Raw genomic sequence first — 24,555 nt, 5'->3', positions numbered from 1 at the left:
CTCCCCCGGGGCCCGGCGGCCCCGCGGGGTCAGCGCAGGCCGGTCGGGCGGCGCAGGGCCGCCTGGATCAGCCGGTCGACCAGCTCGGTGTACTCGACGCCGCTCTCCTGCCACATGCGCGGGTACATGGAGATCGGCGTGAAGCCGGGCATGGTGTTGATCTCGTTGATGACGAATTCGCCGTCCTCGGTGAGGAAGAAGTCCGCACGGACCAGCCCCTCGCAGGACGCGGCGTCGAACGCGGCGACGGCGAGGCGCCGGACCTCCGCGGTCTGCTCCTCGGTCAGCGGGGCCGGCACCAGACCGGCGGCCGAGTCGATGTACTTGGCCTCGAAGTCGTAGAAGTCGTGGGACGTCACGGGCGGGATCTCCGCCGGGACGCTGGCCCGCGGACCGTCCTCGAACTCCAGCACGCCGCACTCGATCTCGCGGCCGCGCAGCAGCGACTCCACCAGGATCTTGGGGTCGTGGCGGCGGGCCTCGGCGATCGCGTCGTCGAGCCCGGCGAGCGAGTCGACCTTGGTGATGCCCATCGAGGAGCCGCCGCGGGCGGGCTTCACGAAGAGCGGCCAGCCGTGCTCCCCGGCGAAGTCCACGATCTTCCTGCGCGCGGCGGCGGGGTCCAGCTCCCACTCACGGGGGCGGACGACCTCGTACGGGCCGACGGGCAGGCCGAAGGAGACGAAGACGCGCTTCATGTACTCCTTGTCCTGGCCGACGGCCGAGGCGAGGACGCCCGAGCCGACATAGGGGACGCCGGAGAGTTCCAGGAGGCCCTGGAGGGTGCCGTCCTCGCCGTAGGGGCCGTGCAGCACCGGGAAGACCACGTCGACCTCGCCCAGTGCCTTCGGCACCGCGCCCGGCTCGCTGTAGACGACTTCGCGGCTGCCGGGATCGACGGAGAGCACCACGCCGCCCTCGTCGGACTCGGCCAGGTCGTCGACGTTCGGGGTGCGGCGGTCGGTGATCGCCATCCGCTCGGGCTCGTCGGCGGTCAGCGCCCAGCGGCCGTCGCCGGTGATGCCGATCGGCAGCACGTCGTACGTGGTGCGGTCGATGGCGCGCAGCACGGCGCCGGCCGTGACCACGGAGATCCCGTGCTCGGAGCTGCGGCCGCCGAAGACGACGGCTACCCGCGGCTTGCGGAGCTGCTGTTCGGGGCTCTGGGGGAGGTTCTCGGTGCTCATATCGCGATGAGACTACCCGCTGGTTCGAACGACGTCAGCGCCGCTCGGGCTTGGCGGCGCGGGACATCAGCTCCTTGAGGGCGACGACCGGCGGCTTCCCCTCGTGGACGATGCCGACGACCGTTTCCGTGATGGGCATGTCGACTCCGTGGCGGCGCGCGAGGTCGAGCACGGACTCGCAGGACTTGACGCCCTCCGCGGTCTGCCGGGTGACGGCGATGGTCTCCTGGAGCGTCATCCCGCGGCCGAGGTTGGTGCCGAAGGTGTGGTTGCGGGAGAGCGGGGAGGAGCAGGTGGCCACCAGGTCGCCGAGTCCGGCGAGCCCGGAGAAGGTGAGCGGGTCGGCGCCCATGGCGAGCCCGAGACGGGTGGTCTCCGCGAGGCCGCGGGTGATCAGCGAGCCCTTGGCGTTGTCGCCGAGGCCCATGCCGTCGGCGATGCCGACGGCGAGACCGATCACGTTCTTCACGGCGCCGCCCAGTTCGCAGCCGACGACGTCGGTGTTGGTGTACGGGCGGAAGTAAGGGGTGTGGCAGGCGGACTGGAGCCGCTGGGCGACCGCCTCGTCCGTCGAGGCGACGACGGCCGCGGCCGGCATCCGGGAGGCGATCTCCTTGGCCAGGTTGGGGCCGGTGACGACGGCGACGCGCTCGGACGGCACCTCGGCGACCTCTTCGATCACCTCGCTCATCCGCTTCGCGGTGCCGAGTTCGACGCCCTTCATCAGCGAGACCAGCACGGTGTCGGCGGCGAGCGCCGGGGTCCAGGCCGCGAGGTTGCCGCGCAGGGTCTGGGAGGGGACGGCGAGGACGGTGAAGTCGGCGCCGGCGAGGGCCTCGGCCGCGTCGGTGGTCGCCCGCAGACCGGCGGGGAGCTCGATGCCGGGGAGATAGTCGGGGTTGGTGCGGGTGGTGTTGACCGCCTCGGCGAGTTCGGGACGGCGGCCCCACAGGGCGACCTCGCAGCCGGCGTCGGCGAGGACCATGGCGAACGCGGTTCCCCATGAGCCCGTTCCGAGGACGGCGGCCTTGACGGGCGTGGTCACTTCGCTCCCTCTCCTGCGGCCTTGCGACGCTGCTCGGCACGCGCCTCGCGCAGATCGTACGGCTTCGCGGGCGCCGACTCCCCGCGGATCTCCTCCAGGAGGGCGGTGATCGCGGCCATGATCTCCTCGGTCGCCTCCCTGAGCACCTCCGGTGTCGGCTCCTTGCCGTAGAAGCGGGCGAGGTCGACCGGCGGACCGGCCTTCACCTGGAGGGTCTTGCGGGGGAAGAAGCGGAACCTCTTCTCCTTGGCGTACGGCGGCATGGCCAGGTTGGCGCCCCACTGGGCGACCGGGATGACGGGCGCCTGGGTCTGGAGCGCGGCGCGGGCGACGCCGGTCTTGCCCGTCATCGGCCATGTCCCGGGGTCGCGGGTGAGGGTGCCCTCCGGGTAGAAGGCGACGCATTCGCCGCGCTCGACGGCCTCGACGGCGGCACGGAAGGCGCCGACGGCGTTCGACGACTCGCGGTAGACGGGGATCTGGCCGGTGCCCCGCAGCATGAGCCCGACGCCGGGGGCCTTGAACAGCGCGGCCTTGGCCAGGAACCGGGGCACTCGGCCGGTGTTGTACTGGAAGTGCCCGTAGGAGAACATGTCGAGGTACGAGTTGTGATTGATGGCGGTGATGAATCCGCCGTCGGCCGGAATGTGTTCCATTCCCCGCCAGTCCCGCTTGAACAGAAGCAACAGCGGCGGCTTTGAGATGACCGCTGCCAGGCGGTACCAGAAGCCGATTCTACGGCGGGACACTCGGACACCTTCCTCTATGACGGGCGATGCCCGTCCGCTGGGGGTCAAGTGTCGCCCCAGGCCCCTGGTCTGTCGAGGACACCGTACGCCTCGCCGCCGCCCCCCGGACGGCTGGCCCATGCGCACCGGGGGACACAATGGGCCCCGATGCGCACGGACGGAGAGCTCACCACGGACACGGCCCCGGTCGCCGGCTGGTCCGTCGTCGTTCCCCTGAAGCCCCTGGCCCTCGCCAAGAGCAGGCTCGCGGGCGCCGTGGGCGACGCGCTGCGGCCCCGGCTCGCCCTCGCGTTCGCGCAGGACACGGTGGCCGCCGTGCTGGCCTGCCCGTCGGTGCGGGATGTGGCCGTCGTCACCGACGACCCGGTGGCCGCCGCCTCGCTCGCAGCCCTCGGCGCCCGGATCGTCCCGGACGCACCGGGCGCCGGGCTGAACGCGGCGCTGGAGCACGGCGCCCGGGCCGTGCGGGCGATGCGTCCGCACGCGGCGGTGGCGGCGCTCAACGCGGATCTGCCGGCATTGCGGCCGCGGGAATTGACGCGCGCCCTGGAGGCCGCCTCGGTATTTCCACGGGCATTTCTGCCGGATGCCGCGGGAATCGGCACGACATTGCTCTGCGCGCTGCCGGGGGCGGAATTGCGCCCCGCATTCGGAGGCCCTTCGCGCCGTCGGCATTTGGCGTCGGGTGCGGCGGAAATCGTGTCCGGGGCTCCCGCGCGCCCCGGCGCCACCCTCCTCAGCCGGTGCCCGGCCGCACCGCGGGGGCGTTCCCCGGGGAGGCCGCGCGGGTGCCGCCGGGCACCGGCTGAGGAGGGTGGCGCCGGGGCGCGCGGGAGCCCGCCGCGGCCCTGACGTCAGGCTCTAAGCTGGGGCCATGCAGGCCACCTCGTACACCTACGACGCCGGGACCCGCAGCGGGAGCGTGCTGCTCGACGACGGGACCCCGGTGCCGTTCGACGCCGCCGCGTTCGACGCGGGCGGGCTGCTGCTGCTCCGTCCCGGGCAGCGGGTGCGGATCGAGACCGAGGGCAAGGGCGAGGCCCGCCGGATCACCCTGGTGACGCTGCAGACCTTCTGACCGGCCCGAACGGCCGTACCGTCCCGGACGGAACACGCCGCGGGCCGGTCTCCCTCGGGGAGACCGGCCCGGCGCGTGAGTGGCCCTGGTTGTCCGTGCCGCTTACTTCTTGCGGGCGGTGGTGGCCTTCTTCGCGGTGGTCTTGCGCGCCGTCGTCTTCTTGGCGGGCGCCTTCTTGGCCGTGGCCTTCTTGGCGGGGGCGGTCTTGGCCGTGGTCTTCTTGGCGGTGCTCTTGGCCGTGGTCGCCTTCTTGGCCGCGGTCGTCTTGGCCGCGGTGGTCTGGGCGGTGGTCTTCTTCGCCGCCGTGGTCTTCTTGGCCGCGGTCTTCTTCGCGGGCGTCGCCTTCTTGGCGGCGGCGGTCTTCTTCGCCGTGGCCTTCTTGGCGGCGGCCTTGGCCGTCGTACGGGTGGAGGACCCTCCCGAAAGGCTGCCCTTGGGGGCCTTCTTGACGGAGACCTCGCCGCCCTTGGGGAGCTTCTTGGAGCCGCTGACCAGGTCCTTGAAGCCCTGACCTGCACGGAACCGCGGAACGGAGGTCTTCTTGACCCGGACACGCTCGCCCGTCTGCGGGTTGCGGGCGTAGCGGGCGGGGCGGTCGACCTTCTCGAACGAGCCGAAGCCGGTGACCGAGACCCGGTCCCCGCCGACAACCGCCCGGACGATCGCGTCAAGCACCGCGTCGACAGCGTCCGCGGCCTGCTGACGGCCGCCGAGCTTGTCGGCAATCGCTTCTACGAGCTGCGCCTTGTTCACGTCTTCCCCTTCGGAGACATATGGCCGGAACGATTGCGTCCAGGCGTTTTCGCACGTTAGGCAGATATATACCGCAAATCAAACACGAAACGGGCTAATCACCCTAGTGCCGCAACGAAGTCGACCGTGGCGGAGTTCTCTGCGGTCAGTCACCTCGAGGGAATCGGCCCTCGTCGAGGTCCTTCATCAACAGATCCAGACGCCTTGCCGCGTCCGGGAGATCGTGCTTTGCCGCCGCCGTGACGACGAGCAGCTTCCGGGACAGCGCCATCCTTACGCCCTCCGGGACTTGCAGTGCGCGCACCCGGGAGTGCGCTTCCTTCAATCGGGTCGCGACCGCCTCGTAGAGCTCGAGTTGGCTGTCACGTTCCATGCACCGATTGTGCCATCTGTGACTAGTTGTCGCCCGAGGGGGTCTCAACAGACGACTGCGCCCCCCACCGGACGGTGAGGGGCGCGGTCGGGGAAAAGCGCTGATCAGACCTGCACGGTGCGCGGTTTGAAGGCGGGCCTGGCCGCCTCGTAGGCGGCGATGTCCGCTTCGTTCTGAAGGGTGAGGCTGATGTCGTCGAGGCCGTTCAGCAGGCGCCAGCGGGCATTCTCGTCGAGCTCGAAGTCGGCGGTGATTCCGGGGGCGATGACCTGACGCTTCTCGAGGTCGACCGTGATCTCCACGGTCGGGTCGGCCTCGGTCAGCTCCCACAGCGCGTCGATGACCGACTGCTCCAGGACCACGGTCAGCAGGCCGTTCTTGAGGGAGTTGCCGCGGAAGATGTCGGCGAACCGGGCGGAGAGCACGGTCTTGAAGCCGTAGTTCTGCAGGGCCCAGACGGCGTGCTCGCGCGAGGAGCCGGTGCCGAAGTCGGGGCCGGCGACGAGGACCGAGGCGCCCTGGCGCTCGGGGCGGTTCAGCACGAACTCGGGGTCCTTGCGCCAGGCCTCGAACAGTCCGTCCTCGAACCCGTCGCGGGTGACCTTCTTCAGCCAGTGCGCGGGGATGATCTGGTCGGTGTCGACGTTGCTGCGGCGCAGCGGGACGGCCCGGCCGGTGTGCGTCGTGAAAGCTTCCATGGTTCCTCAGACCCCCGCGGGCGTAGAGACATCGGCGTCGGACAGATCGGCCGGGGAGGCCAGATGGCCCAGTACGGCGGTGGCGCCGGCGACCTGGGGCGAGACCAGGTGGGTCCGGCCGCCCTTGCCCTGCCTGCCCTCGAAGTTGCGGTTGGAGGTGGACGCGGAACGCTCGCCGGGAGCCAGTTGGTCCGGGTTCATGCCGAGGCACATGGAGCAGCCGGCGTGCCGCCACTCGGCTCCGGCCTCCTTGAAGACCTTGTCCAGGCCCTCCTCGACGGCCTGGAGCGCCACCCGGACCGAGCCGGGGACGACCAGCATCCGCACGCCGTCCGCGACTTTGCGGCCCTGGAGGATCGAGGCGACCGAGCGCAGGTCCTCGATGCGTCCGTTGGTGCAGGAACCGACGAAGACGGTGTCGACCCGGATGTCGCGCAGCGGCTGCCCGGCGGTCAACCCCATGTACTCCAGGGCCTTTTCGGCCGCCAGGCGCTCCGAGGCGTCCTCGTACGAAGCCGGGTCGGGGACGCTGGCGCCGAGCGGGGCGCCCTGGCCCGGGTTGGTGCCCCAGGTGACGAACGGGGAGAGCTCGGTGGCGTCGATGAACACCTCGGCGTCGAAGACCGCGTCGTCGTCGGTGCGCAGCGTGCGCCAGTACGCGACGGCGTCGTCCCAGTCCTGGCCCTGCGGGGCGTGGTCCCGGCCCTGGAGGTAGTCGAAGGTGGTCTGGTCCGGGGCGATCATGCCCGCGCGGGCGCCGGCCTCGATCGACATGTTGCAGATGGTCATCCGGGCTTCCATCGAGAGCTTCTCGATGGCGGATCCGCGGTACTCCAGGACGTAGCCCTGGCCGCCGCCCGTGCCGATCCGGGCGATGATCGCCAGGATCAGGTCCTTGGCGGTCACGCCCTCGGGCAGTTCGCCCTCGACGGTGATGGCCATGGTCTTGGGGCGGGCCATCGGCAGCGTCTGGGTGGCCAGCACGTGCTCCACCTGGGAGGTTCCGATGCCGAACGCCAGCGCGCCGAACGCGCCGTGGGTGGAGGTGTGCGAGTCGCCGCAGACCACCGTGGTGCCGGGCTGGGTCAGGCCCAGCTGGGGGCCGACCACGTGCACCACGCCCTGCTCGACGTCACCGAGCGAGTGCAGGCGCACACCGAACTCTGCGCAGTTCTTGCGCAGCGTCTCCAGCTGGGCGCGGGAGACGGGGTCGGCGATGGGCTTGTCGATGTCGAGGGTCGGGGTGTTGTGGTCCTCGGTGGCGATGGTGAGATCGAGACGCCGCACCTGCCGGCCGCCGAGGCGCAGGCCGTCGAACGCCTGGGGGCTGGTCACCTCGTGCAGCAGGTGCAGATCGATGAAGAGGAGGTCGGGCTCGCCCTCGGCGCGCCGGACGACGTGGTCGTCCCAGACCTTCTCCGCGAGTGTCCTACCCATCGCTTTCCCTCCGGCCGGCTGTGCCGCCGACACAACTAGAGATCGTGTGCAACGCCCATGGGTCCCGGGTTGCCACTACAGCGTGACAAGTTCCATGGAAAATTGAACTTGCGTTTCACAGAGTGAGACGCGAGTATCGTTGCATGGACAACTCTAGCGGCGTCGGTGTTCTCGACAAGGCAGCCCTTGTCTTGAGCGCCCTGGAGTCCGGGCCGGCCACCCTCGCGGGTCTGGTGGCGGCCACGGGACTCGCACGACCCACGGCTCACCGTCTGGCCGTGGCACTGGAACATCACCGTATGGTCGCCCGCGACATGCAGGGCCGGTTCATCCTCGGTCCGCGGCTGTCGGAGCTCGCCGCCGCGGCGGGCGAGGACCGGCTGCTCGCCACCGCGGGACCCGTGCTCACGCATCTGCGTGACGTGACCGGCGAGAGCGCGCAGCTCTACCGCCGGCAGGGCGACATGCGGATCTGCGTGGCGGCGGCCGAGCGCCTGTCCGGACTGCGGGACACCGTGCCGGTCGGCTCCACGCTGACGATGAAGGCGGGCTCCTCCGCCCAGATCCTGATGGCCTGGGAGGAGCCCGAGCGGCTCCACCGCGGCCTTCAGGGCGCGCGCTTCACGGCGACCGCCCTGTCCGGCGTACGGCGCCGCGGCTGGGCCCAGTCGATCGGCGAGCGCGAGCCGGGCGTGGCCTCGGTGTCGGCACCGGTCCGCGGACCGTCCAACCGCGTGGTCGCCGCCGTCTCGGTCTCCGGACCGATCGAGCGCCTCACCCGGCACCCGGGCCGCATGCACGCCCAGGCGGTCATCGACGCCGCCGCCCGCCTCAGCGAGGCCCTGCGCCGCTCCGGCTGATCCCTCCACGTCCGCGTCCGGCCGGCCCCTTCAACGCCGCAGGGGCCGGCCGGAGGTGTTTCCCGGGGCGTACGGAGGTGTGCGGAGGCATACGGACGGACGGCACCGCCGAGGGCTCCCCGCCGGGTCCGCCGGGCGCGGCGGGTGCAGCATGGAAGTAGCCGCGGACCGACGGAGGTGCCAGGACGATGGCCGAGTTCATGGACGTACACCACGGTATGAAGGGCATCACGAGTGACCAGCTGATGGAGGCGCACCGCGCGGACCTCGCGATCGAGGGCGAGGAGAACGTGCACTTCAAGAAGGCCTGGGCGGATCCCGGGACGGGCACCGTCTACTGCCTGTCCGAAGGACCCTCGGCGGACGCCGTGCAGCGCGTCCACGAGCGCGCGGGGCACCCGGCGGACGAGATCCACCCGGTGCCGCTCACCGTGTGAGCCGCTTCCGCCCAACTCGCTCCGTGCGCACGGCGGATGGAGGAGATCACCGGCGCCAGGGAACGCCCGGCACCCCGCACGCCGTGTGTCCGGGCGAACACGGACGGGCGCGGCGCCGGAGGTGCGGAGGAACGCCGAAGGGGCCCTTCGCGAGAAGGGCCCCTTCGGACTCGTACCCCCGACCGGATTCGAACCGGCGCTACCGCCTTGAGAGGGCGGCGTGCTAGGCCGCTACACAACGGGGGCAAATCTTCGATCCCGCAAGGGGATCCGCTGGCCTACCAGGACTCGAACCTAGACTAACTGAACCAGAATCAGTCGTGCTGCCAATTACACCATAGGCCACTGGTGGTATAGACCAGTTGGTACCCCCGACCGGATTCGAACCGGCGCTACCGCCTTGAGAGGGCGGCGTGCTAGGCCGCTACACAACGGGGGCCCTAGCGATCCTGCATCGACGTCGTCGAGGAGCGACCTCGAGACCTCGCGGGAAGGATCTGTACCCCCGACCGGATTCGAACCGGCGCTACCGCCTTGAGAGGGCGGCGTGCTAGGCCGCTACACAACGGGGGCTTTGCAGATGAGCTCTGCGAGCTGGCCTACCAGGACTCGAACCTAGACTAACTGAACCAGAATCAGTCGTGCTGCCAATTACACCATAGGCCACCAAAACGCAACCCCCGGTGGGGATCTTGTTCGGGTTTGCGCTTCCGGTACCGGCCTTTCGGCCCGCTCCCCTTGGCGCAGGAAGAACATTACCCGAAGGTCGACGGCGCTCCAAAACGGGTATCGCCGCGCAGCAACGGGGCGAGCTGGTCGAGGCCGGTGATCCGGGTCAGTTCGGGTCTGCCGCCCACTCCGGCACGGTCGAGCCAGATCCCGGCCAGGCCCGCGTCGGTGGCTCCGCGGGCGTCGATGTCGGGCTGGTCCCCGACGTACGCCACCTCCCGGGGCGGCAGGCCGATGGCCTCGCACGCTGCGAGGAAGGCCCCGGCCTCGGGCTTGGAGATCCCGAGTTCCACGGCGCAGATCACGGCCTCGAACCGGTCGCGGACACCGAGGGTGCGCAGCTTGTGCTCCTGGTTCGCCAGGCTGGAGTTGGACAGCACGGCGTGACGGTAGTCACGTGCGAGGAGTTCCAGCACCGGAACGGCGTCGGGGAAGAGCGACCAGGCCGCCTCGTAGTGCGCGACGTGCCGCCCGAACCACTCCCCCGCCTCGTCGTCGCTCATCCCCGGCGCGCCGAGGAACTCCCGCACCCGGTCGCGGCGCTGCCCCTCGAAGTCCGTCTCCCCCGCGGCGACCCGCGCCCAGTGCACCTCGGTGATCCGCTTCCACGCGGCGAGGGCCTCCTCGACGCAGGCGTATCCGTCGGGGAGGCCCACATCGCGCAGATGCCTGCTCATACCGATGCGGTCGGCGTTCGCGTAGTCGAAGATCGTGTCGTCGATGTCCCAGAGCACGGCGCGGATCGGCATACGACGACCGTACCCGCCGGCGCCGTCACCGGCCGGGGTTCCGGGGCGCGGGGGCCCGGCGGCGTCAGCCGGTCTCCTCCCCCTCCGCGGGGACGACGAAGAAGTCCGTCACGAAGCAGGTGACGGCGCCGTCCGCGTCGCGGCCGACCCAGGTCGGGTAGGCGCCGTCGCCCCAGCCGGACATGAAGGCGACCAGATTGTGGCCGGTGTCCTTCGCGGTGACGGTGTGGGGCCCGAGGTAGGAGTCGCCCCCGGCGTCGAAGGCATCCCAGAGCGGGCCCTCGTCGCCCACGCAGTCCGGGAAGGACTCGTCGCAGGCCGCGTCGTAGAAGCAGCCGGTGCCGGCGTCCACGCCGTACGCGAAGAACTCGTCGTCCGCGAGCCCGGCCGGGTCCTGGCCGGCCTGGTGGGCGATCTCCCAGGTCACGGGCGGCGTGCCGGTGATCACCAGGCGGGCGGCGGCGATCCGCCGATGGGGCTCGTCGGCCGGGGGCCCGTCGGGCTCGGCGAGGGTGGCGACCGCGCATTCGACGGCGTAGCGGCCCGGCGGGACCTCCGCGGTGAACGGCTCGGACTCGCCCGTGCCGAGGGAGACGAACGGGTCGCAGGCGACCACCCTGCCGCTGGGGAGCCACAGCTCACCTGCCTGCACGACCGACATCTCCCCCGTGAGCCCGGATTCCTCGGTGAAGCGGCTGCCGGGTGTGAAGTGCCGGGAGAAGTCGGGTGCGGGCATGGGCATGCTGGTCCCCCAGGGAGCCGTGACGATCGGGATCGCCCCGAACACTAGCCCCGTGCCCGGACAACGCCGAAGGGGCGGCAGCCACTTCGGCCACCGCCCCTCCGGGACGGGCTCTACGCGGCGAGCTTCGCCAGCGCCGCGTCGATGCGGGCCAGGGTCTTCTCCCTGCCCAGGATCTCCAGGGACTCGAAGAGCGGCAGGCCGACCGTGCGGCCGGTGACGGCCACCCGGACCGGGGCCTGGGCCTTGCCGAGCTTGAGGCCGTGGGCCTCGCCGGCGGCCAGAACGGCCTCCTTCAGGGACTCCGGGCTCGACCAGTCGGCCGCGTCCAGCTTCTCGCGGGCGGTGGTCAGCAGGGCGGCGGGCTCGCCCTTCATCGCCTTGGCCCAGGACGCCTCGTCCTCGACCGGCTCGTCGAGGAAGAGGAAGTCGACGTTGGCGGTGATGTCCGAGAGGACCGTCAGCCGGGTCTGCGCGTGCGGGGCGATGGCCTCCCACTTCGCGCGGTCGAAGCGCTCCGGCGCCCAGTTCGCGTGCGGGGCGGTGAGCCACGGCTCGCACGCCTCGGTGAACGCCTTCACGTCGAGCATGCGGATGTGGTCGGCGTTGATGGCCTCGGCCTTCTTCAGGTCGAAGCGCGCCGGGTTGGCGTTCACGTCGGCGACGTCGAACTTCGCGATCATCTCGGGGATCGTGAAGACGTCCTGGTCGGCGGAGAAGGACCAGCCGAGCAGCGACAGGTAGTTGAGCAGGCCCTCGGGGAGGAAGCCGCGCTCGCGGTAGACGTTGAGCGAGGCCTGCGGGTCGCGCTTGGAGAGCTTCTTGTTGCCCTCGCCCATCACGTACGGAAGGTGGCCGAAAGCGGGGATCTCCTTGGCGACGCCCAGCTCGATCAGCGCCTTGTAGAGGGCGATCTGGCGGGGGGTGGACGAGAGGAGGTCCTCGCCGCGCAGGACGTGGGTGATCTCCATCAGCGCGTCGTCGACCGGGTTGACCAGCGTGTACAGCGGGGCGCCGTTGGCGCGGACGATGCCGTAGTCCGGGACGTTGTCCGGGGTGAAGGTGAGCTCGCCGCGGACCAGGTCGGTGAAGACGATCGGCTCGTCGGGCATCCGGAAGCGCACGATGGACTCGCGGCCCTCGGCCTCGTACGCGGCACGCTGCTCGGCGGTCAGCGTGCGGCACTTCCCGTCGTAGCCGGAGGGCCTGCCCGCGGCGCGGGCGGCGTCCCGGCGGGACTCGAGCTCCAGCGCGGTGCAGTAGCAGTGGTACGCGTGGCCGGCGGCGAGCAGCTTGCCGGCGACGTCCTTGTAGATGTCCATCCGCTGCGACTGGCGGTACGGCGGGTGCGGGCCGCCGACCTCCGGGCCCTCGTCCCAGTCGAGACCCAGCCAGCGCAGCGAGTCGAGCAGCTGCTCGTACGACTCCTCCGAGTCACGGGCCGCGTCGGTGTCCTCGATGCGGAAGACCATCGTGCCGCCGGTGTGCCGGGCGTAGGCCCAGTTGAACAGCGCGGTGCGGACGAGGCCCACATGGGGGTTGCCGGTCGGGGAGGGGCAGAAACGGACGCGGACGGGTGCGTTAGCCACGCTTGATCACCTTGTTGGTGAGAGTGCCGATGCCTTCGATGGTGACGGCGACCTCGTCGCCGACGTTGAGCGGGCCGACCCCCGCGGGGGTGCCCGTGAGGACGACGTCGCCGGGGAGCAGCGTCATCGCCTCGGTGATGTGCACGATCAGGTCCTCGACGGAGCGGACCATCTCGCTGGTGCGGCCCAGTTGCCGCTGCTCGCCGTTGACCGTGCACTGGACGACGGCGTCGGCCGGGTCGAAGTCCGTCTCGATCCAGGGACCGAGGGGGCAGGACGTGTCGAAGCCCTTCGCCCGGGCCCACTGCTTCTCGCGCCGCTGCGCGTCACGCGCGGTGACGTCGTTGGCGCAGGTGTAGCCGAGGATCACGTCCTTGACGCGTTCGCGCGGGACCTCGCGGCACATGCGGCCGATGACCACGGCGAGCTCGGCCTCGTGGTGGAGCTCCTCGGAGAACGAGGGGTACTCGATGGCGTCGCCGGAGCCGATCACCGAGGTGGTGGGCTTGAAGAAGGCCACCGGGACCTCGGGGACCTCGTTGCCGAGCTCCGCCGCGTGCTCCGCGTAGTTGCGGCCGATGCCCACGACCTTGTTGGGGAGCACGGGGGGCAGCAGACGGACCTTGCTCAGCGGGACCTTGGTGCCGGAGAGCTCGAAGTCGGCGTACGGAATGCCCTTGATGATGTCGAGGAGGAGGCCGTCGGGGCCTTCCTCGACCGCGCCGAAGGCGACATTGCCGTCGATGGAGAACCTGGCGATGCGCACGGGATGCTGTCGCCCCTCACTTCTTCTTCGCTCGCTGAGCTGGCCTGGAGACTGACGCTCCAGGCTAACGCGGCGCGGGGGGCGCGCAGGGCGCATCACCCTCCGTGCGGGGCGACGCGTGCATGAGCGCCCGTGCGGCCGACCGGGTCGTCGCCCGCACGGGCGGCAGGGGCGGCCTGCGCCCCGGTGGAGCGGGGGTCCTCAGGCGGAGGCGACCGGCGCGTCCATGAGGACGGTGCGGCGGGGGTTGGCCGTCTGGGCGGGGAGATCGATCGTGTGTTCCTGCTGCTCCGGCGTCTGCAGCTCGTCGGCGTCCTTGAGGTGCGCGAGCGTGGTGCGGCGGGGGTTGGCGGTGCTGCGGAACATCATCGTCGTCTTCATCGCTGGTTTCAGACCCTGTCGGCGTAGGAGCTCTCGCGAGCGTGGTTGACGGTTCGGCCATCCTTGTAAAGCGTCAGGCTAAACATCGGATTCCCGTCGAAAGCCAGGATGAGACAGCCTTGATCGTGTGAGTTTGCTCACGAGATGAGCCCCAATGCCGACAATACGGACAGTGGATCATCCTTACAGGAACGGACATTCCGCCACTGAACCAGCTATTCCGCTCCTGATCATGGCGACTGGGACACCCCCCGCCCCCCTGGGACTCGTACCACTACGCCCGATTTCTCCGCCATCGCTTCCCACAGCTCGTGACATCGCGCTCACAAAGTGTCACTCACGTCACAGGGCGGTACGCGGCCCTTGTTGGAGATCCTGCACTGTGCTGGAATTCCACGCACCGCCGCGGGTTTCAGGTCCGGCGCGCAAGGGCGCAACGCAGCGCCGGGTGGCGGCGGAGACAGGGGGAGCAGCGCCGGTCACTCAAGACCACCAGGGGCAGAGGACTCATTGCCCCGAGACGCCGACACCGTCCCGCCGTGACAGCGGAGGGACGCCTGGTCCAGAGGTTGCGACGCTAGTGCAGGGACGTTTCAAGAGGGATGGCATGGGGCGTCCCCAGGCCCGTCAGGGCCAAGGGGACGCTACGGCGGAACAGGAGCCGCGCGGCACCGACCGCGGTTCCTCCCCCCAGCGCACCCACAACCAGGGACCGGCCGCGTCCGGTGACAGCGGCGACCGCTCTGCGCGTTCCGGCGCGTCCGCCCCCGCGCCCGACGGCGCCAAGGGCACGCCGGCCACGCCCGCCGGCCCCACGGAGACGGGGACGCGAATAGCCCTGCGCAACTGGCGCATCAGCACGCGTCTGGTCTCCCTGCTCACCCTGCCCGTGGTCGCGGCGACCACGCTGGGCGGACTCCGTATCCAGGAGTCCATGGACGACATGAAGCAGCTGGACCACATGCAGCTGCTCACCGAGATGACCCGGGCCGCGACGGACCTCGCCCAGGCGCTCCAGTCCGAGCGCGACCTCTCCGCCGGACCGCTCGCCAACGGCTCCCCCGTCACGGACTTCAAGGTCTCCGGGCCCCGTACCCAGACCGACCGCGTCAAGAAGGCCTTCCTCGACGCGACGCGCAACATCCCCAACACGGACGACGACGAGGCGCTGGAGAGCATCCGCGCCAACGCGAACCAGATCGCCGTCCAGGTCAACGGACTCAACAAGATCCGTTCGACCGCCTACGCCCCCGGCGCGCCGAACTCCCAGACCGTGGAGAGCTACAGCCGGCTCATCGAGTCGCTGCTGAGCCTCTCCCAGGACATGGCGCAGGCGACCAGCAACCCCGACATGATCAAGCGCACGCGTGCGCTGGCGGCGTTCTCGTCCGCCAAGGAGTACGCGTCCATCCAGCGCGCGATCATCGCCGCCGCCCTCCCCGGCGGCGACGACGACAAGGCCCCCGGCCTGTCCGAGCCCGACCGCCTGTACGGCAAGGCCGCCGTGGAGAACGGCGACTCCGAGCTGAAGGCGTTCAAGGCGCTCTACGAGTCCACCGGCGGCGACGCCGAGGAGCTCACGGCCTCCCTGGACGGCGGCACCGACCCGACGATCGCGGCCTCGGAGCTGTACGCCAAGCGCGTGCTCGACAACCCGAACGGCTTCGAGCGCCGTGCCGAGCGTTCGCACCTGGACTGGACCGACGACTACTCGGTCCGCATCAACGCGATGAAGCGCGTCGAGGCCTCGCTGCTGGGCGAGATGGAGGCCAAGGCGCGTGAGCTGCGCGAGGAGTCGCAGCAGGACGCCATCATCAACGGTGCGCTGATCCTCGTCGTCCTCGGCGTCTCCCTCGTCGGCGCCTTCGTCGTGGCGCGCTCCATGATCCGCTCGCTGCGCCGGCTGCAGGACACGGCCACCAAGGTCGCCCAGACCCGGCTGCCCGAGCTGGTCAAGCAGCTGTCGGAGTCGGACCCGCAGGACGTCGACACCTCCGTCGAGTCCGTCGGTGTGCACTCGCGCGACGAGATCGGCCAGGTGGCCGCGGCCTTCGACGACGTGCACCGCGAGGCGGTCCGCCTCGCCGCCGAGCAGGCCCTCCTGCGGGGCAACGTCAACGCGATGTTCACCAACCTCTCGCGGCGTTCCCAGGGCCTCATCCAGCGCCAGCTGTCGCTGATCTCCGAGCTGGAGTCCCGCGAGGCCGACCCGGACCAGCTGTCCTCGCTGTTCAAGCTCGACCACCTCGCGACCCGTATGCGCCGGAACGGCGAGAACCTCCTCGTCCTCGCGGGCGAGGAGCCGGGCCGCCGCTGGACGCGGCCCGTCCCGCTCGTCGACGTGCTGCGTGCCGCGGCCTCCGAGGTGGAGCAGTACGAGCGCATCGAACTGGCCGCCGTGCCCGCGACCGAGGTCGCCGGCCGCGTGGTCAACGACCTCGTGCACCTCCTCGCCGAGCTGCTGGAGAACGCGACCTCGTTCTCCTCGCCGCAGACGAAGGTCCGGGTCACCGGTCACGCGCTGCCCGACGGCCGCGTGCTCGTCGAGATCCACGACACCGGCATCGGCCTCTCCCCCGAGGACCTGGCCGCGATCAACGAGCGGCTCGCGTCGCCGCCCACCGTGGACGTCTCGGTCTCGCGCCGCATGGGTCTGTTCGTGGTCGGCCGCCTGTCCCTGCGGCACGGCATCCGCATCCAGCTGCGCCCGTCGGACTCCGGCGGCACCACCGCGCTCGTCATGCTGCCCGTCGACGTCGCCCACGGCGGCAAGAAGGCCCCGGGCAAGCCCGGTCAGCCGGGCGGCGGCCAGGGCGGCCCGCAGAAGCCGGGCGCTGGCGCGCCCGGCGGCCTGCCGGGTCGTCCGGCGGGCCAGGGCGGCGGCAGCCATCCCGGGCTCGCGGGCCCCGGTGCGGGTGCCCCCGCGGGCGGCCGGCTCGGCGCCGGCGCGCCGCGCGGCCAGGTCGGGGCCGGCTCGGCCCCGCGTGCCGCGCTGCCGGGACGCGACGGCGGTCCGCAGCAGGGCAACGGCGGCCAGCCGCAGGGCGGCGGCAGCCTCTTCGACTCCGGCCGCGGCCAGCAGGGCGCTCCGGCTCCCGCCCGCGGTGACGCGGGGCAGGGCGCACGCCGTGCCGCGCCGCAGCAGCCCGGCGCGGGCGACCGGGGGCGGCAGCTGCCGCCGACCGGCGGGCCGCGTGCCGAGCTGCCGGGCGGTTCCGCCCGGCAGGAGGAGTCCCGTCCGCAGCGTCCGCAGACCACCAGCTGGGGCAACGAGCAGGGCGTCCCGCAGCAGCGTCCGGCGGCCGACGCGCCGCGCGGCCACGACGACCACGACGCCTCGCGCGGCATGGCCGGCACGGCCGAGTTCGCCCGGCCCGACTTCGGCGGCCCCCAGGGCGCCGGCCGGCCGGGCCAGTTCACCCGCCAGGACGTGTACGGCGGCCAGAGCGGTCCCTCGGGCACGGGCCAGTACGGCCGGCCGGAGCAGGGCGGGCCGCAGGACCCGGCGTCGACCTCGCAGTTCGCGCGGCCCGACTTCGCGGCACCGCAGCAGCCCGCCCCGCAGCAGGACCCGGCCTCCACGGCCCAGTTCGCGCGGCCGGACTTCCAGGCACCACCGCAGCAGGACCCGGCGTCGACCTCGCAGTTCGCGCGGCCCGACTTCCAGGCACCGCAGCAGCCCGCCCCGCAGCGCCGGGACGAGGGCTTCGCGCCGCGGCCCGCCGCGCCGCTGCCCGCTCCGCAGCAGCCGGAGGCGCTGCCGCCGGCGTCCGGTCCGGGGGACGGCCGTACGCCGCTGTACGACACGCTGGAGACCAACTGGTTCCACGGCGCCGGCGCCCAGGGCGGCGAGAGCCGTCCCGCCGAGCCGGAGCCGGAGCGGCCGATGCCGCAGCGGGCTCCCGCGTCCGGTCCGGCGGCGCCGGGCGGCGCTCCCGCGGCGAACGGCGCCGCCACATGGCGCTCCTCGCCCAATGACGAGCTGGTGCGCCAGGCCGAGCGGGTGCGCAAGCCCGCCGCGGGCGGCATCACCACCTCGGGTCTGCCCCGCAGGGTCCCGCGAGCCAACCTCGTGCCGGGCACCGCGCAGGAGCAGAACCACCAGTCCGGTCCGCAGGTCTCGCGAGCCCCCGACGACGTGCGCGGGCGGCTGACGAATCTGCGCCGGGGTATTCAGCAGGGCCGGCAGCAGAACAGCACGACCGGCAGCTTCAACCTCGGCCCCACTCACCAGCAGGAGCGTTAGTTGAGCCCGATGAGCCAGGCGGCCCAGAATCTGAACTGGTTGATCACGAACTTCGTGGACAACACCCCCGGGGTGTCGCACACGGTGGTCGTGTCGGCAGACGGTCTGCTGCTCGCCATGTCCGAGGGGTTCCCGCGCGACCGGGCCGACCAGCTGGCGGCCGTGGCGTCGGGACTGACCTCGCTGACCGCCGGGGCGTCCCGGATCTTCGAGGGCGGCCCGGTGAGCCAGACGGTCGTCGAGATGGAGCGCGGGTTCCTCTTCCTGATGTCGGTCTCCGACGGCTCCTCGCTGGCCGTTCTCGCCCACCCGGAGTGCGACATCGGCCTGGTGGGCTACGAGATGGCCCTGCTGGTGGACCGTGCGGGCAGCGTGCTCACGCCGGATCTGCGCGCGGAGCTCCAGGGAAGTCTTCTGCACTGACGGGAGGGACCGGTGACCCCACTCACCGGTTCGCCGAAGCCATCCGACCGACAACCGACCGGCCGCCCCAAGGCCCCCCACCGGCCCCATCAGACGGCACAGCCGACCACTTGCTGTCACGCCCGGAGGATTCATGACCCCGCCCCCCGCCTCTCACGATCCGTACGGCGCCTCAGTCGACGCGTACGGGGACGAGGGCGACCAGCCGCTGGTGCGTCCGTACGCGATGACCGGCGGCCGGACCCGGCCGCGCTACCAGCTCGCCATCGAGGCACTGGTCAGCACCACCGCCGACCCGGCCCTGCTGGCCGGGCTGCTCCCCGAGCACCAGCGGATCTGCCACCTGTGCCGGGAGGTCAAGTCGGTCGCGGAGATCTCGGCGCTGCTGTCGATGCCGCTCGGTGTGGCGCGCATCCTCGTCGCCGACCTGGCGGAGGCCGGCATGGTGGCGATCCACCAGCCGGGCAACGGAGAGGCCGGCGGCACGCCGGATGTGACACTGCTCGAAAGGGTGCTCAGTGGACTTCGCAAGCTCTAGCGGCGGTGCGGCCCGGTCGACCACCAGCGCGAAGATCGTGGTGGCGGGCGGTTTCGGCGTGGGCAAGACCACGTTCGTCGGCGCCGTCTCGGAGATCAACCCGCTGCGTACCGAAGCCGTCATGACGTCTGCCTCCGCGGGCATCGACGACCTCACCCACACCGGCGACAAGACGACGACGACCGTCGCCATGGACTTCGGCCGCATCACCCTCGACCAGGACCTGATCCTCTACCTGTTCGGCACCCCCGGACAGGACCGCTTCTGGTTCATGTGGGACGACCTCGTACGCGGCGCCATCGGCGCCGTCGTCCTCGTATGGACTTCGGCCGCATCACCCTCGACCAGGACCTGATCCTCTACCTGTTCGGCACCCCCGGACAGGACCGCTTCTGGTTCATGTGGGACGACCTCGTACGCGGCGCCATCGGCGCCGTCGTCCTCGTCGACACCCGCCGCCTCGCCGACTGCTTCCCCGCCGTCGACTACTTCGAGAACTCCGGGCTCCCCTTCGTCATCGCCCTCAACGGCTTCGACGGACACCAGCCCTACAACCCCGAGGAAGTCCGCGAAGCACTCCAGATCGGACCCGACACCCCGATCATCACCACCGACGCGCGCCACCGCGCGGACGCCAAGAGCGCACTGATCACCCTGGTCGAGCACGCCCTCATGGCGCGGCTCAAGTAGACGACGCCATACGGTAGTTGTCGTAACTTGCGGAGTGGCGGGCTGTGTCGTTCGACACGGCCCGCCCGCCTGTTCATAACATTTCGACAGAGAATTCCCGCGCGGTGGCCACCCGGTGCGCACGATCGGTGCCACAGCGCTCACCTGAGCCTCGCCTTTTGACGGCGCTTGTTCCTTATGCCCCTTTTATCGGCGGGTTCGATCACCCGGAACCGTAGATTCCAGGTGTTTGGAATGGGACGGCTCGGCGTGCTGGAATTCGTCGAACTGCCGAGTAGTACGGCTATGAACGAACCACGGCACAGCGTAGGTGCCGACGCCGAGAGGTTGTTGGTCGAGTGAGGCGAAGCAATACGAGCTCCGCAGAGCACCAGGCGCGGGGCAACTTCACCCCGCCGCGCACAGCGGCGTCGCCTGCGGATGCGTCGGGTGCTTCGAACGGATCCCCGGCACCGGGCAACTCCAGCAGGATGTCCCCGCGCAACTGGCGGGTGCCCACCCGTCTGAACGCGATCCTGCTCATACCCGTGCTCGTCGGCCTGGTCATGGGCGGCTTCCAGGTGAAGCAGTCCATCGACACCTGGAGCGAGGCTCAGGACGCCGAGAAGACCGCGCTGATCGTGCGGGCCGCGGCCGAGTACGGCCAGGCCCTGCTCAACGAGCGCGACCTCACGGCGCAGACCCTGCTGCTCGCGACCAGCGAGGCCGACCGCAAGGGCCCGCAGGTCACCGAGGCCTACGAGACCACCGACGACGCCGCCGCGAAGTTCCGCGAGGCCGTGAAGGACATGCCGTCCGGGCAGGGCCTGGAACGCCGTCTGGAGCTCTTCGACAAGGAGGAGCCGAGCCTGGAGAAGCTGCGCGAAGCGGCCTACTCCAGGGCCCTCGACCCGGTGAAGACCGAAGAGGGCTACGTCAAGGTCCAGCACGTGCTGATGGAGTTCGCCAACGAGCTCGGCCTCGGCACCGGCAACGTCACCAGCTACGGCCGTACCGTCTACGCCGTCCAGCTCGCCAAGGCCGCCGCCTCGCTCCAGCGCTCCATCGGCACCCACCTGCTGGTGCGGCCCGGCTCGGGCGACGTCCTCGCCCAGCAGAAGATCGCCTTCAACTCGTACAACTACCTGGAGCAGATCGCCATCGGCGAGTACGTCTCCGGTGGCACCGAGGCCGACACCGCCCGCCTCCAGCAGGTGATGGCGGGCAAGGCGGCCGAGGGCGAGAAGCGGCTGAAGGCCGCGGGGCTCAACCCGCCCGTGGGACCGGACAAGTCCGTCTTCACCGGCATGGCCGTCGCGATCGGCTCCGGTTCGTCCACGCCCGCCCAGCTGCGCCGGCAGGACGTCACCGCGGAGACCTGGATGGGCGCCGCGACCGCGAAGTTCGACGGCTACACCGAGATCGAGAAGGACCTCGTCGACCGCGCCGTGACCGAGGCTGCCGCGATCTCCGACGAGGCCCGCAACGACGCCATCACCACCGGTGCCATCGTCGTGATCGCCCTGCTCGCCGCGTTCATCCTGGCCGGTCTCATGGCCCGCCAGATGAGCCGCTCGATGCGCGAGCTGCGCAACGCCGCGTTCGGCATCGCCGAGCAGCGCCTGCCGATGCTGGTCGACCAGCTCTCACGCACCGAGCCGGGCCGCGTCGACACCCGGGTGCAGCCCATCCCGATCGACTCCCAGGACGAGATCGGCGAGGTCGCCCGCGCCTTCGACCAGGTCCACCGCGAGGCGGTGCGTCTCGCCGCCGAGCAGGCCATGCTGCGGGGCAACGTCAACGCGATCTTCACCAACCTGTCGCGCCGCAACCAGTCGCTGATCGAGGGCCAGCTGACCCTGATCACCGACCTGGAGAACAACGAGGCCGACCCCGACCAGCTGGAGAACCTCTTCAAGCTGGACCACCTGGCCACCCGTATGCGCCGCAACGGCGAGAACCTCCTCGTCCTCGCCGGCGAGGAGCCGGGCCGCCGCTGGAACCAGCCGGTGCCACTGGTCGACGTCATGCGCGCCGCCTCCTCCGAGGTGGAGTCCTACGAGCGCATCGAGCTCACCGGCGTCCCCGAGACCGAGATCCACGGCCAGGCCGTGACCGACCTCGTGCACCTGCTCGCCGAGCTGCTGGAGAACGCCACCACGTTCTCCTCCCCGCAGACCAAGGTGCGCGTCACCGCGACCCGGCTGCCCGACGGCCGCGTGATGATCGAGATCCACGACAAGGGAATCGGCCTGACCGCCGAGGACTTCGCCGACATCAACCACAAGCTGGCCAACCCGCCGACGGTGGACGCCGCCGTCTCGCAGCGCATGGGCCTCTTCGTGGTCGGCCGACTCTCCGACCGGCACGGCATCCGCGTCCAGCTCCGCCCCTCCGGCGAGCAGGCCGGCACCACCTCGCTGGTCATGCTCCCCGACGCCATCACCCACGGTGGCGGTGGCGAGGCGCTGCCCGAGGACGACTTCACGGTCTCGCAGATGATCCCGCAGCAGCAGTCGTTCGACAGCGCCCCCATGCGCACGGCGGCCGAGCTCGGCTTCGACGACTCCCGCTACGACGCGGAGCAGGGCGCGCCCACCCCGCTCGACCCCGTCAACCGCTCGCTGATGCGCGGTGAGCGCCGCGCCGCGCTGGAGGCCCAGACCCACGGCGAGCGCCCGCTCCACCGTGACGAGGCCGGGTACCCGCAGCAGGACGCGCAGGACCAGCAGCAGTACACCGGTGAGTACGAGCAGGAGTACACCGGCGAGTACACCCAGGGCTACCAGCAGGACCAGCAGGGCTACGACGGACAGCAGGGCGCGGCCTACGACGGGCAGCAGGGTGCGGCCTACGACGGGCAGGGCTACGACGACTACTCGCAGGGCGGCTACCCCGAGCAGGAGCAGCAGCATCTTCACGGTGCATATGCGGAGGGCGACTACCAGGCCGCCCAGGCTGCCGGCGCACAGTTCGACGGGTCCTACGACAACAGCTCCCACCAGGGCACCTGGCCGGATCAGAACGGTTACCAGGCCGGATACGAGCCCGAGTTCCGCCCTGAAGCGGAATCTTCCCAGGGCGCTCCCGCGAACGGCTCCGACCGCGTAGGCTTCGACCGTCCGGGTCCGGCTCCGAGCGCCAGCCACGAGCTGACCGCCTCCGGCCTCCCGCGCCGCGGCGGCGGCCAGCAGCCCGCACCGGGCCAGCAGGCCCAGCAGCAGTCCGAGCAGCGGTGGCAGCAGTCCGCCGAGCAGCAGGCCCCGGCGGCTCCACAGGGCGGTCAGGCCGCGTCGGACGGCGGCCAGGGCACGGCCGGCGGGTCCGACGGCTCCACCGACGACTGGCGCTCGGCCAACGACGAGCGCTGGCAGCGGGCGGAGAAGCTTCGCGACCCGAAGGCCGGCGGGGTGACCTCGTCCGGTCTCCCCCGGCGCGTGCCCAAGGCCAACCTGATCGAGGGCACGGCAGAGCAGACCCCGCAGGGAGGCCCACAGGTCTCCCGCGCCCCCGAGGACGTGCGCGGCAGGTTGAGCAACCTGCGCCGCGGCGTCCAGCAGGGACGCACCGCGGGGACGGACACGAACGGACCGGCCACCTACGATCGACACAGTGGCCCGGGTAGTACCTACAACCAGGAGCGTTAGTGTGAGCCCGATGAGCCAGGCGGCGCAGAATCTGAACTGGTTGATCACCAACTTCGTGGACAACACCCCCGGGGTGTCCCACACGGTGGTGGTCTCCGCCGACGGACTCCTGCTGGCGATGTCCGAAGGTTTCCCGCGGGACCGAGCCGATCAGCTGGCGGCGGTCGCCTCCGGGCTGACCTCGCTGACCGCGGGAGCATCCAGGATCTTCGAAGGCGGTGCCGTCAACCAGACGGTGGTGGAGATGGAGCGCGGCTTCCTCTTCATCATGTCGATCTCCGACGGATCGTCCCTGGCCGTTCTCGCCCACCCGGAGGCCGACATCGGCCTGGTGGGTTACGAGATGGCCCTGCTGGTGGACCGTGCGGGCAGCGTGCTGACGCCGGACCTCCGAGCGGAACTCCAGGGAAGTCTTCTCAACTGACAAACGGACAGTGCATTTCCCGCCACCGCACCATAAGGTGCGGTGGCGCGGCCCCACAGGGACAGGGACCGGTGACCGGCGGTCGGAGGAGGAAACGTGGCAACACCCCCAGGCGGACACCCGTACGACGGTGCTCACCAGCCCCAGGGTGAGCACACTCACAACCGCTTCAACTTCCCCTCGACGCCCAGCGGTCAGGGCGGCTCCCAGCCGTACCAGCAGCCGCAGGCACCGGGGGCGTCGGCCTACGACCCGTCGTACCAGCAGCCGTACGGCCAGCCGTCGTACGACCGGCCCCAGGCACCGCGCGTCCAGCCGGTGGCGCCCCGGCGGGCGCCCGAGCCCCAGACGGCGTCGGGCACCGGCCGGGCAGCGCACAACCCCCTGGTGCGTCCCTACGCGATGACCGGCGGCCGGACCCGGCCGCGCTACCAGCTCGCCATCGAGGCACTGGTCAGCACCACCGCGGATCCCTCGCGGCTGCAAGGGCAGTTGCCCGAGCACCAGCGGATCTGCCGCCTGTGCTTCGAGATCAAGTCGGTCGCCGAGATCTCGGCACTGCTCTCCATTCCCCTCGGCGTTGCCCGGATCCTCGTCGCCGACCTGGCGGAGGCCGGCCTCGTCGCCATCCATCAGCCCGGCGGCGACGAGGCCGCGGGCGGCCTGCCGGCCGTGACACTGCTCGAAAGGGTGCTCAGTGGACTTCGCAAGCTCTAGCGGCGGTGCAGCCCGCTCAACCACCAGCGCGAAGATCGTGGTGGCGGGCGGTTTCGGCGTGGGCAAGACCACGTTCGTCGGCGCCGTCTCGGAGATCAACCCGCTGCGTACCGAAGCCGTCATGACGTCTGCCTCCGCGGGCATCGACGACCTCACCCACACCGGCGACAAGACGACGACGACCGTCGCCATGGACTTCGGCCGCATCACCCTCGACCAGGACCTGATCCTCTACCTGTTCGGCACCCCCGGACAGGACCGCTTCTGGTTCATGTGGGACGACCTCGTACGCGGCGCCATCGGCGCCGTCGTCCTCGT

The 24,555-nt window shown here is 70.9% G+C and carries 23 protein-coding genes, 5 tRNA genes and 2 pseudogenes; 13 read left to right on the top strand and 17 right to left on the bottom strand.

Going from position 1 to position 24,555, the window contains the following annotated elements; all coding sequences use genetic code 11:
• Nucleotides 1-29: 29 nt before the first annotated feature.
• The 3 genes from EAO77_RS14025 to EAO77_RS14015 are packed head-to-tail and all read right to left on the bottom strand — an operon-like array spanning nucleotide 30 to nucleotide 2,981.
• A complete protein-coding gene (locus EAO77_RS14025) occupies nucleotides 30-1,187 on the bottom strand; it encodes a D-alanine--D-alanine ligase family protein (RefSeq protein ID WP_147988315.1) in 1,158 nt (385 codons plus the stop codon).
• Between the two features lie 34 nt (nucleotides 1,188-1,221).
• Complete coding sequence (locus EAO77_RS14020; RefSeq protein ID WP_147988314.1) at nucleotides 1,222-2,232, bottom strand: NAD(P)H-dependent glycerol-3-phosphate dehydrogenase; 1,011 nt, start codon at nucleotides 2,230-2,232, stop codon at nucleotides 1,222-1,224.
• Nucleotides 2,229-2,981, bottom strand: coding sequence for a lysophospholipid acyltransferase family protein (locus EAO77_RS14015; protein WP_147988313.1), 753 nt, complete (start codon nucleotides 2,979-2,981; stop codon nucleotides 2,229-2,231). Before EAO77_RS14015 ends, EAO77_RS14020 begins: the two co-directional genes overlap by 4 nt.
• Before the next feature lie 147 nt (nucleotides 2,982-3,128).
• Between EAO77_RS14015 and cofC the strand changes: the two genes are divergently transcribed.
• Both cofC and EAO77_RS14005 read left to right on the top strand, forming a co-directional pair.
• Nucleotides 3,129-3,833 carry a 2-phospho-L-lactate guanylyltransferase gene (gene cofC / locus EAO77_RS14010; protein WP_147988312.1) on the top strand — a complete coding sequence of 235 codons (705 nt, stop codon included), beginning with the start codon at nucleotides 3,129-3,131 and terminating at the stop codon, nucleotides 3,831-3,833.
• 22 nt (nucleotides 3,834-3,855) lie between these two features.
• Nucleotides 3,856-4,059 (top strand): hypothetical protein, encoded by a 204-nt coding sequence (locus EAO77_RS14005; RefSeq protein ID WP_147988311.1) that lies wholly within the window; start codon nucleotides 3,856-3,858, stop codon nucleotides 4,057-4,059.
• A gap of 102 nt (nucleotides 4,060-4,161) precedes the next feature.
• Here the strand turns inward: EAO77_RS14005 and EAO77_RS14000 are convergent, their stop codons facing one another.
• The 4 genes from EAO77_RS14000 to leuC form a co-directional block, all read right to left on the bottom strand.
• Nucleotides 4,162-4,812: an HU family DNA-binding protein gene (locus EAO77_RS14000; protein ID WP_147988310.1), complete on the bottom strand. Its 651-nt coding sequence runs from the start codon at nucleotides 4,810-4,812 to the stop codon at nucleotides 4,162-4,164.
• 145 nt (nucleotides 4,813-4,957) lie between these two features.
• Nucleotides 4,958-5,185: a hypothetical protein gene (locus EAO77_RS13995; protein ID WP_147988309.1), complete on the bottom strand. Its 228-nt coding sequence runs from the start codon at nucleotides 5,183-5,185 to the stop codon at nucleotides 4,958-4,960.
• 104 nt (nucleotides 5,186-5,289) lie between these two features.
• Nucleotides 5,290-5,883, bottom strand: coding sequence for a 3-isopropylmalate dehydratase small subunit (gene leuD / locus EAO77_RS13990; protein WP_147988308.1), 594 nt, complete (start codon nucleotides 5,881-5,883; stop codon nucleotides 5,290-5,292).
• A 6-nt stretch (nucleotides 5,884-5,889) separates the two neighbouring features.
• Nucleotides 5,890-7,320, bottom strand: a complete 1,431-nt coding sequence (gene leuC / locus EAO77_RS13985; protein ID WP_147988307.1) for a 3-isopropylmalate dehydratase large subunit — start codon at nucleotides 7,318-7,320, stop codon at nucleotides 5,890-5,892.
• A gap of 143 nt (nucleotides 7,321-7,463) precedes the next feature.
• Between leuC and ndgR the strand changes: the two genes are divergently transcribed.
• Nucleotides 7,464-8,180, top strand: coding sequence for an IclR family transcriptional regulator NdgR (gene ndgR / locus EAO77_RS13980; protein ID WP_147988306.1), 717 nt, complete (start codon nucleotides 7,464-7,466; stop codon nucleotides 8,178-8,180).
• 188 nt (nucleotides 8,181-8,368) lie between these two features.
• Nucleotides 8,369-8,617: an SCO4226 family nickel-binding protein gene (locus tag EAO77_RS13975; RefSeq protein ID WP_147988305.1), complete on the top strand. Its 249-nt coding sequence runs from the start codon at nucleotides 8,369-8,371 to the stop codon at nucleotides 8,615-8,617.
• A 173-nt stretch (nucleotides 8,618-8,790) separates the two neighbouring features.
• On the opposite strand, the gene EAO77_RS13970 is transcribed toward EAO77_RS13975, so the two are convergent.
• The 10 genes from EAO77_RS13970 to EAO77_RS13925 form a co-directional block, all read right to left on the bottom strand.
• A tRNA-Glu gene (locus tag EAO77_RS13970) sits at nucleotides 8,791-8,863 on the bottom strand.
• Between the two features lie 27 nt (nucleotides 8,864-8,890).
• Nucleotides 8,891-8,962 (bottom strand) — tRNA-Gln (locus EAO77_RS13965).
• A gap of 18 nt (nucleotides 8,963-8,980) precedes the next feature.
• Nucleotides 8,981-9,056: transfer RNA gene (locus EAO77_RS13960), tRNA-Glu, on the bottom strand.
• A gap of 61 nt (nucleotides 9,057-9,117) precedes the next feature.
• Nucleotides 9,118-9,190, bottom strand: a tRNA-Glu gene (locus tag EAO77_RS13955).
• Between the two features lie 21 nt (nucleotides 9,191-9,211).
• Nucleotides 9,212-9,283: transfer RNA gene (locus EAO77_RS13950), tRNA-Gln, on the bottom strand.
• A gap of 89 nt (nucleotides 9,284-9,372) precedes the next feature.
• The gene (locus EAO77_RS13945; RefSeq protein WP_147988304.1) at nucleotides 9,373-10,095 is read right to left on the bottom strand and encodes an HAD family hydrolase; all 723 of its coding nucleotides are present in this window, start codon (nucleotides 10,093-10,095) and stop codon (nucleotides 9,373-9,375) included.
• Between the two features lie 64 nt (nucleotides 10,096-10,159).
• Nucleotides 10,160-10,837 carry a DUF4241 domain-containing protein gene (locus EAO77_RS13940; protein ID WP_147988303.1) on the bottom strand — a complete coding sequence of 226 codons (678 nt, stop codon included), beginning with the start codon at nucleotides 10,835-10,837 and terminating at the stop codon, nucleotides 10,160-10,162.
• 113 nt (nucleotides 10,838-10,950) lie between these two features.
• Nucleotides 10,951-12,426: a glutamate--tRNA ligase gene (gene gltX, locus EAO77_RS13935; protein ID WP_147988302.1), complete on the bottom strand. Its 1,476-nt coding sequence runs from the start codon at nucleotides 12,424-12,426 to the stop codon at nucleotides 10,951-10,953.
• The gene (locus tag EAO77_RS13930) at nucleotides 12,419-13,192 is read right to left on the bottom strand and encodes a fumarylacetoacetate hydrolase family protein (RefSeq protein WP_147988301.1); all 774 of its coding nucleotides are present in this window, start codon (nucleotides 13,190-13,192) and stop codon (nucleotides 12,419-12,421) included. The genes gltX and EAO77_RS13930 overlap by 8 nt, the downstream gene beginning before the upstream one ends.
• 201 nt (nucleotides 13,193-13,393) lie before the next feature.
• A complete protein-coding gene (locus EAO77_RS13925) occupies nucleotides 13,394-13,573 on the bottom strand; it encodes a hypothetical protein (protein ID WP_147988300.1) in 180 nt (59 codons plus the stop codon).
• 607 nt (nucleotides 13,574-14,180) lie between these two features.
• On the opposite strand from EAO77_RS13925, the gene EAO77_RS13920 reads away from it, so the two are divergent.
• The 9 genes and pseudogenes from EAO77_RS13920 to EAO77_RS13880 all read left to right on the top strand — a co-directional run.
• Complete coding sequence (locus EAO77_RS13920; RefSeq protein ID WP_147988299.1) at nucleotides 14,181-17,819, top strand: nitrate- and nitrite sensing domain-containing protein; 3,639 nt, start codon at nucleotides 14,181-14,183, stop codon at nucleotides 17,817-17,819.
• Nucleotides 17,820-17,828: 9 nt separating this feature from the next.
• Nucleotides 17,829-18,242, top strand: a complete 414-nt coding sequence (locus EAO77_RS13915) for a roadblock/LC7 domain-containing protein (protein WP_142214992.1) — start codon at nucleotides 17,829-17,831, stop codon at nucleotides 18,240-18,242.
• Nucleotides 18,243-18,375: 133 nt separating this feature from the next.
• A complete protein-coding gene (locus EAO77_RS13910) occupies nucleotides 18,376-18,780 on the top strand; it encodes a DUF742 domain-containing protein (RefSeq protein WP_147988298.1) in 405 nt (134 codons plus the stop codon).
• Nucleotides 18,761-19,087 (top strand): annotated as a pseudogene (locus EAO77_RS13905) (GTP-binding protein); the annotation flags it as partial. The gene EAO77_RS13910 and the pseudogene EAO77_RS13905, both read left to right, overlap by 20 nt.
• An 11-nt stretch (nucleotides 19,088-19,098) precedes the next feature.
• Nucleotides 19,099-19,470: pseudogene (locus tag EAO77_RS13900) on the top strand (GTP-binding protein); the annotation flags it as partial.
• 338 nt (nucleotides 19,471-19,808) lie between these two features.
• Nucleotides 19,809-23,096 carry a nitrate- and nitrite sensing domain-containing protein gene (locus tag EAO77_RS13895; RefSeq protein WP_147988297.1) on the top strand — a complete coding sequence of 1,096 codons (3,288 nt, stop codon included), beginning with the start codon at nucleotides 19,809-19,811 and terminating at the stop codon, nucleotides 23,094-23,096.
• Between the two features lie 10 nt (nucleotides 23,097-23,106).
• A complete protein-coding gene (locus tag EAO77_RS13890) occupies nucleotides 23,107-23,520 on the top strand; it encodes a roadblock/LC7 domain-containing protein (RefSeq protein WP_005311461.1) in 414 nt (137 codons plus the stop codon).
• A 96-nt stretch (nucleotides 23,521-23,616) separates the two neighbouring features.
• A complete protein-coding gene (locus EAO77_RS13885) occupies nucleotides 23,617-24,237 on the top strand; it encodes a DUF742 domain-containing protein (protein WP_147988296.1) in 621 nt (206 codons plus the stop codon).
• The coding region (locus tag EAO77_RS13880; protein WP_187283267.1) for a GTP-binding protein at nucleotides 24,218-24,555 on the top strand (338 nt) is incomplete at its 3' end. The genes EAO77_RS13885 and EAO77_RS13880, both read left to right, overlap by 20 nt.

Source organism: Streptomyces sp. T39 (genome assembly GCF_008042045.1).
GTDB lineage: Bacteria > Actinomycetota > Actinomycetes > Streptomycetales > Streptomycetaceae > Streptomyces.
This window is presented reverse-complemented; position numbering and strand designations above follow the sequence as displayed.

Bases quoted from the DNA above. Each gene is read 5' to 3' on its own strand.
- EAO77_RS13940 (WP_147988303.1), bottom strand. From the start codon at position 10,837: ATGCCCATGCCCGCACCCGACTTCTCCCGGCACTTCACACCCGGCAGC.
- EAO77_RS13890 (WP_005311461.1), top strand. From the start codon at position 23,107: ATGAGCCAGGCGGCGCAGAATCTGAACTGGTTGATCACCAACTTCGTG.
- EAO77_RS13915 (WP_142214992.1), top strand. From the start codon at position 17,829: ATGAGCCAGGCGGCCCAGAATCTGAACTGGTTGATCACGAACTTCGTG.
- EAO77_RS14005 (WP_147988311.1), top strand. From the start codon at position 3,856: ATGCAGGCCACCTCGTACACCTACGACGCCGGGACCCGCAGCGGGAGC.
- EAO77_RS13910 (WP_147988298.1), top strand. From the start codon at position 18,376: ATGACCCCGCCCCCCGCCTCTCACGATCCGTACGGCGCCTCAGTCGAC.
- EAO77_RS13945 (WP_147988304.1), bottom strand. From the start codon at position 10,095: ATGCCGATCCGCGCCGTGCTCTGGGACATCGACGACACGATCTTCGAC.
- cofC (WP_147988312.1), top strand. From the start codon at position 3,129: ATGCGCACGGACGGAGAGCTCACCACGGACACGGCCCCGGTCGCCGGC.
- EAO77_RS13925 (WP_147988300.1), bottom strand. From the start codon at position 13,573: ATGAAGACGACGATGATGTTCCGCAGCACCGCCAACCCCCGCCGCACC.
- ndgR (WP_147988306.1), top strand. From the start codon at position 7,464: ATGGACAACTCTAGCGGCGTCGGTGTTCTCGACAAGGCAGCCCTTGTC.
- EAO77_RS13920 (WP_147988299.1), top strand. From the start codon at position 14,181: ATGGGGCGTCCCCAGGCCCGTCAGGGCCAAGGGGACGCTACGGCGGAA.
- EAO77_RS13975 (WP_147988305.1), top strand. From the start codon at position 8,369: ATGGCCGAGTTCATGGACGTACACCACGGTATGAAGGGCATCACGAGT.
- EAO77_RS14025 (WP_147988315.1), bottom strand. From the start codon at position 1,187: ATGAGCACCGAGAACCTCCCCCAGAGCCCCGAACAGCAGCTCCGCAAG.
- EAO77_RS13995 (WP_147988309.1), bottom strand. From the start codon at position 5,185: ATGGAACGTGACAGCCAACTCGAGCTCTACGAGGCGGTCGCGACCCGA.
- leuC (WP_147988307.1), bottom strand. From the start codon at position 7,320: ATGGGTAGGACACTCGCGGAGAAGGTCTGGGACGACCACGTCGTCCGG.
- leuD (WP_147988308.1), bottom strand. From the start codon at position 5,883: ATGGAAGCTTTCACGACGCACACCGGCCGGGCCGTCCCGCTGCGCCGC.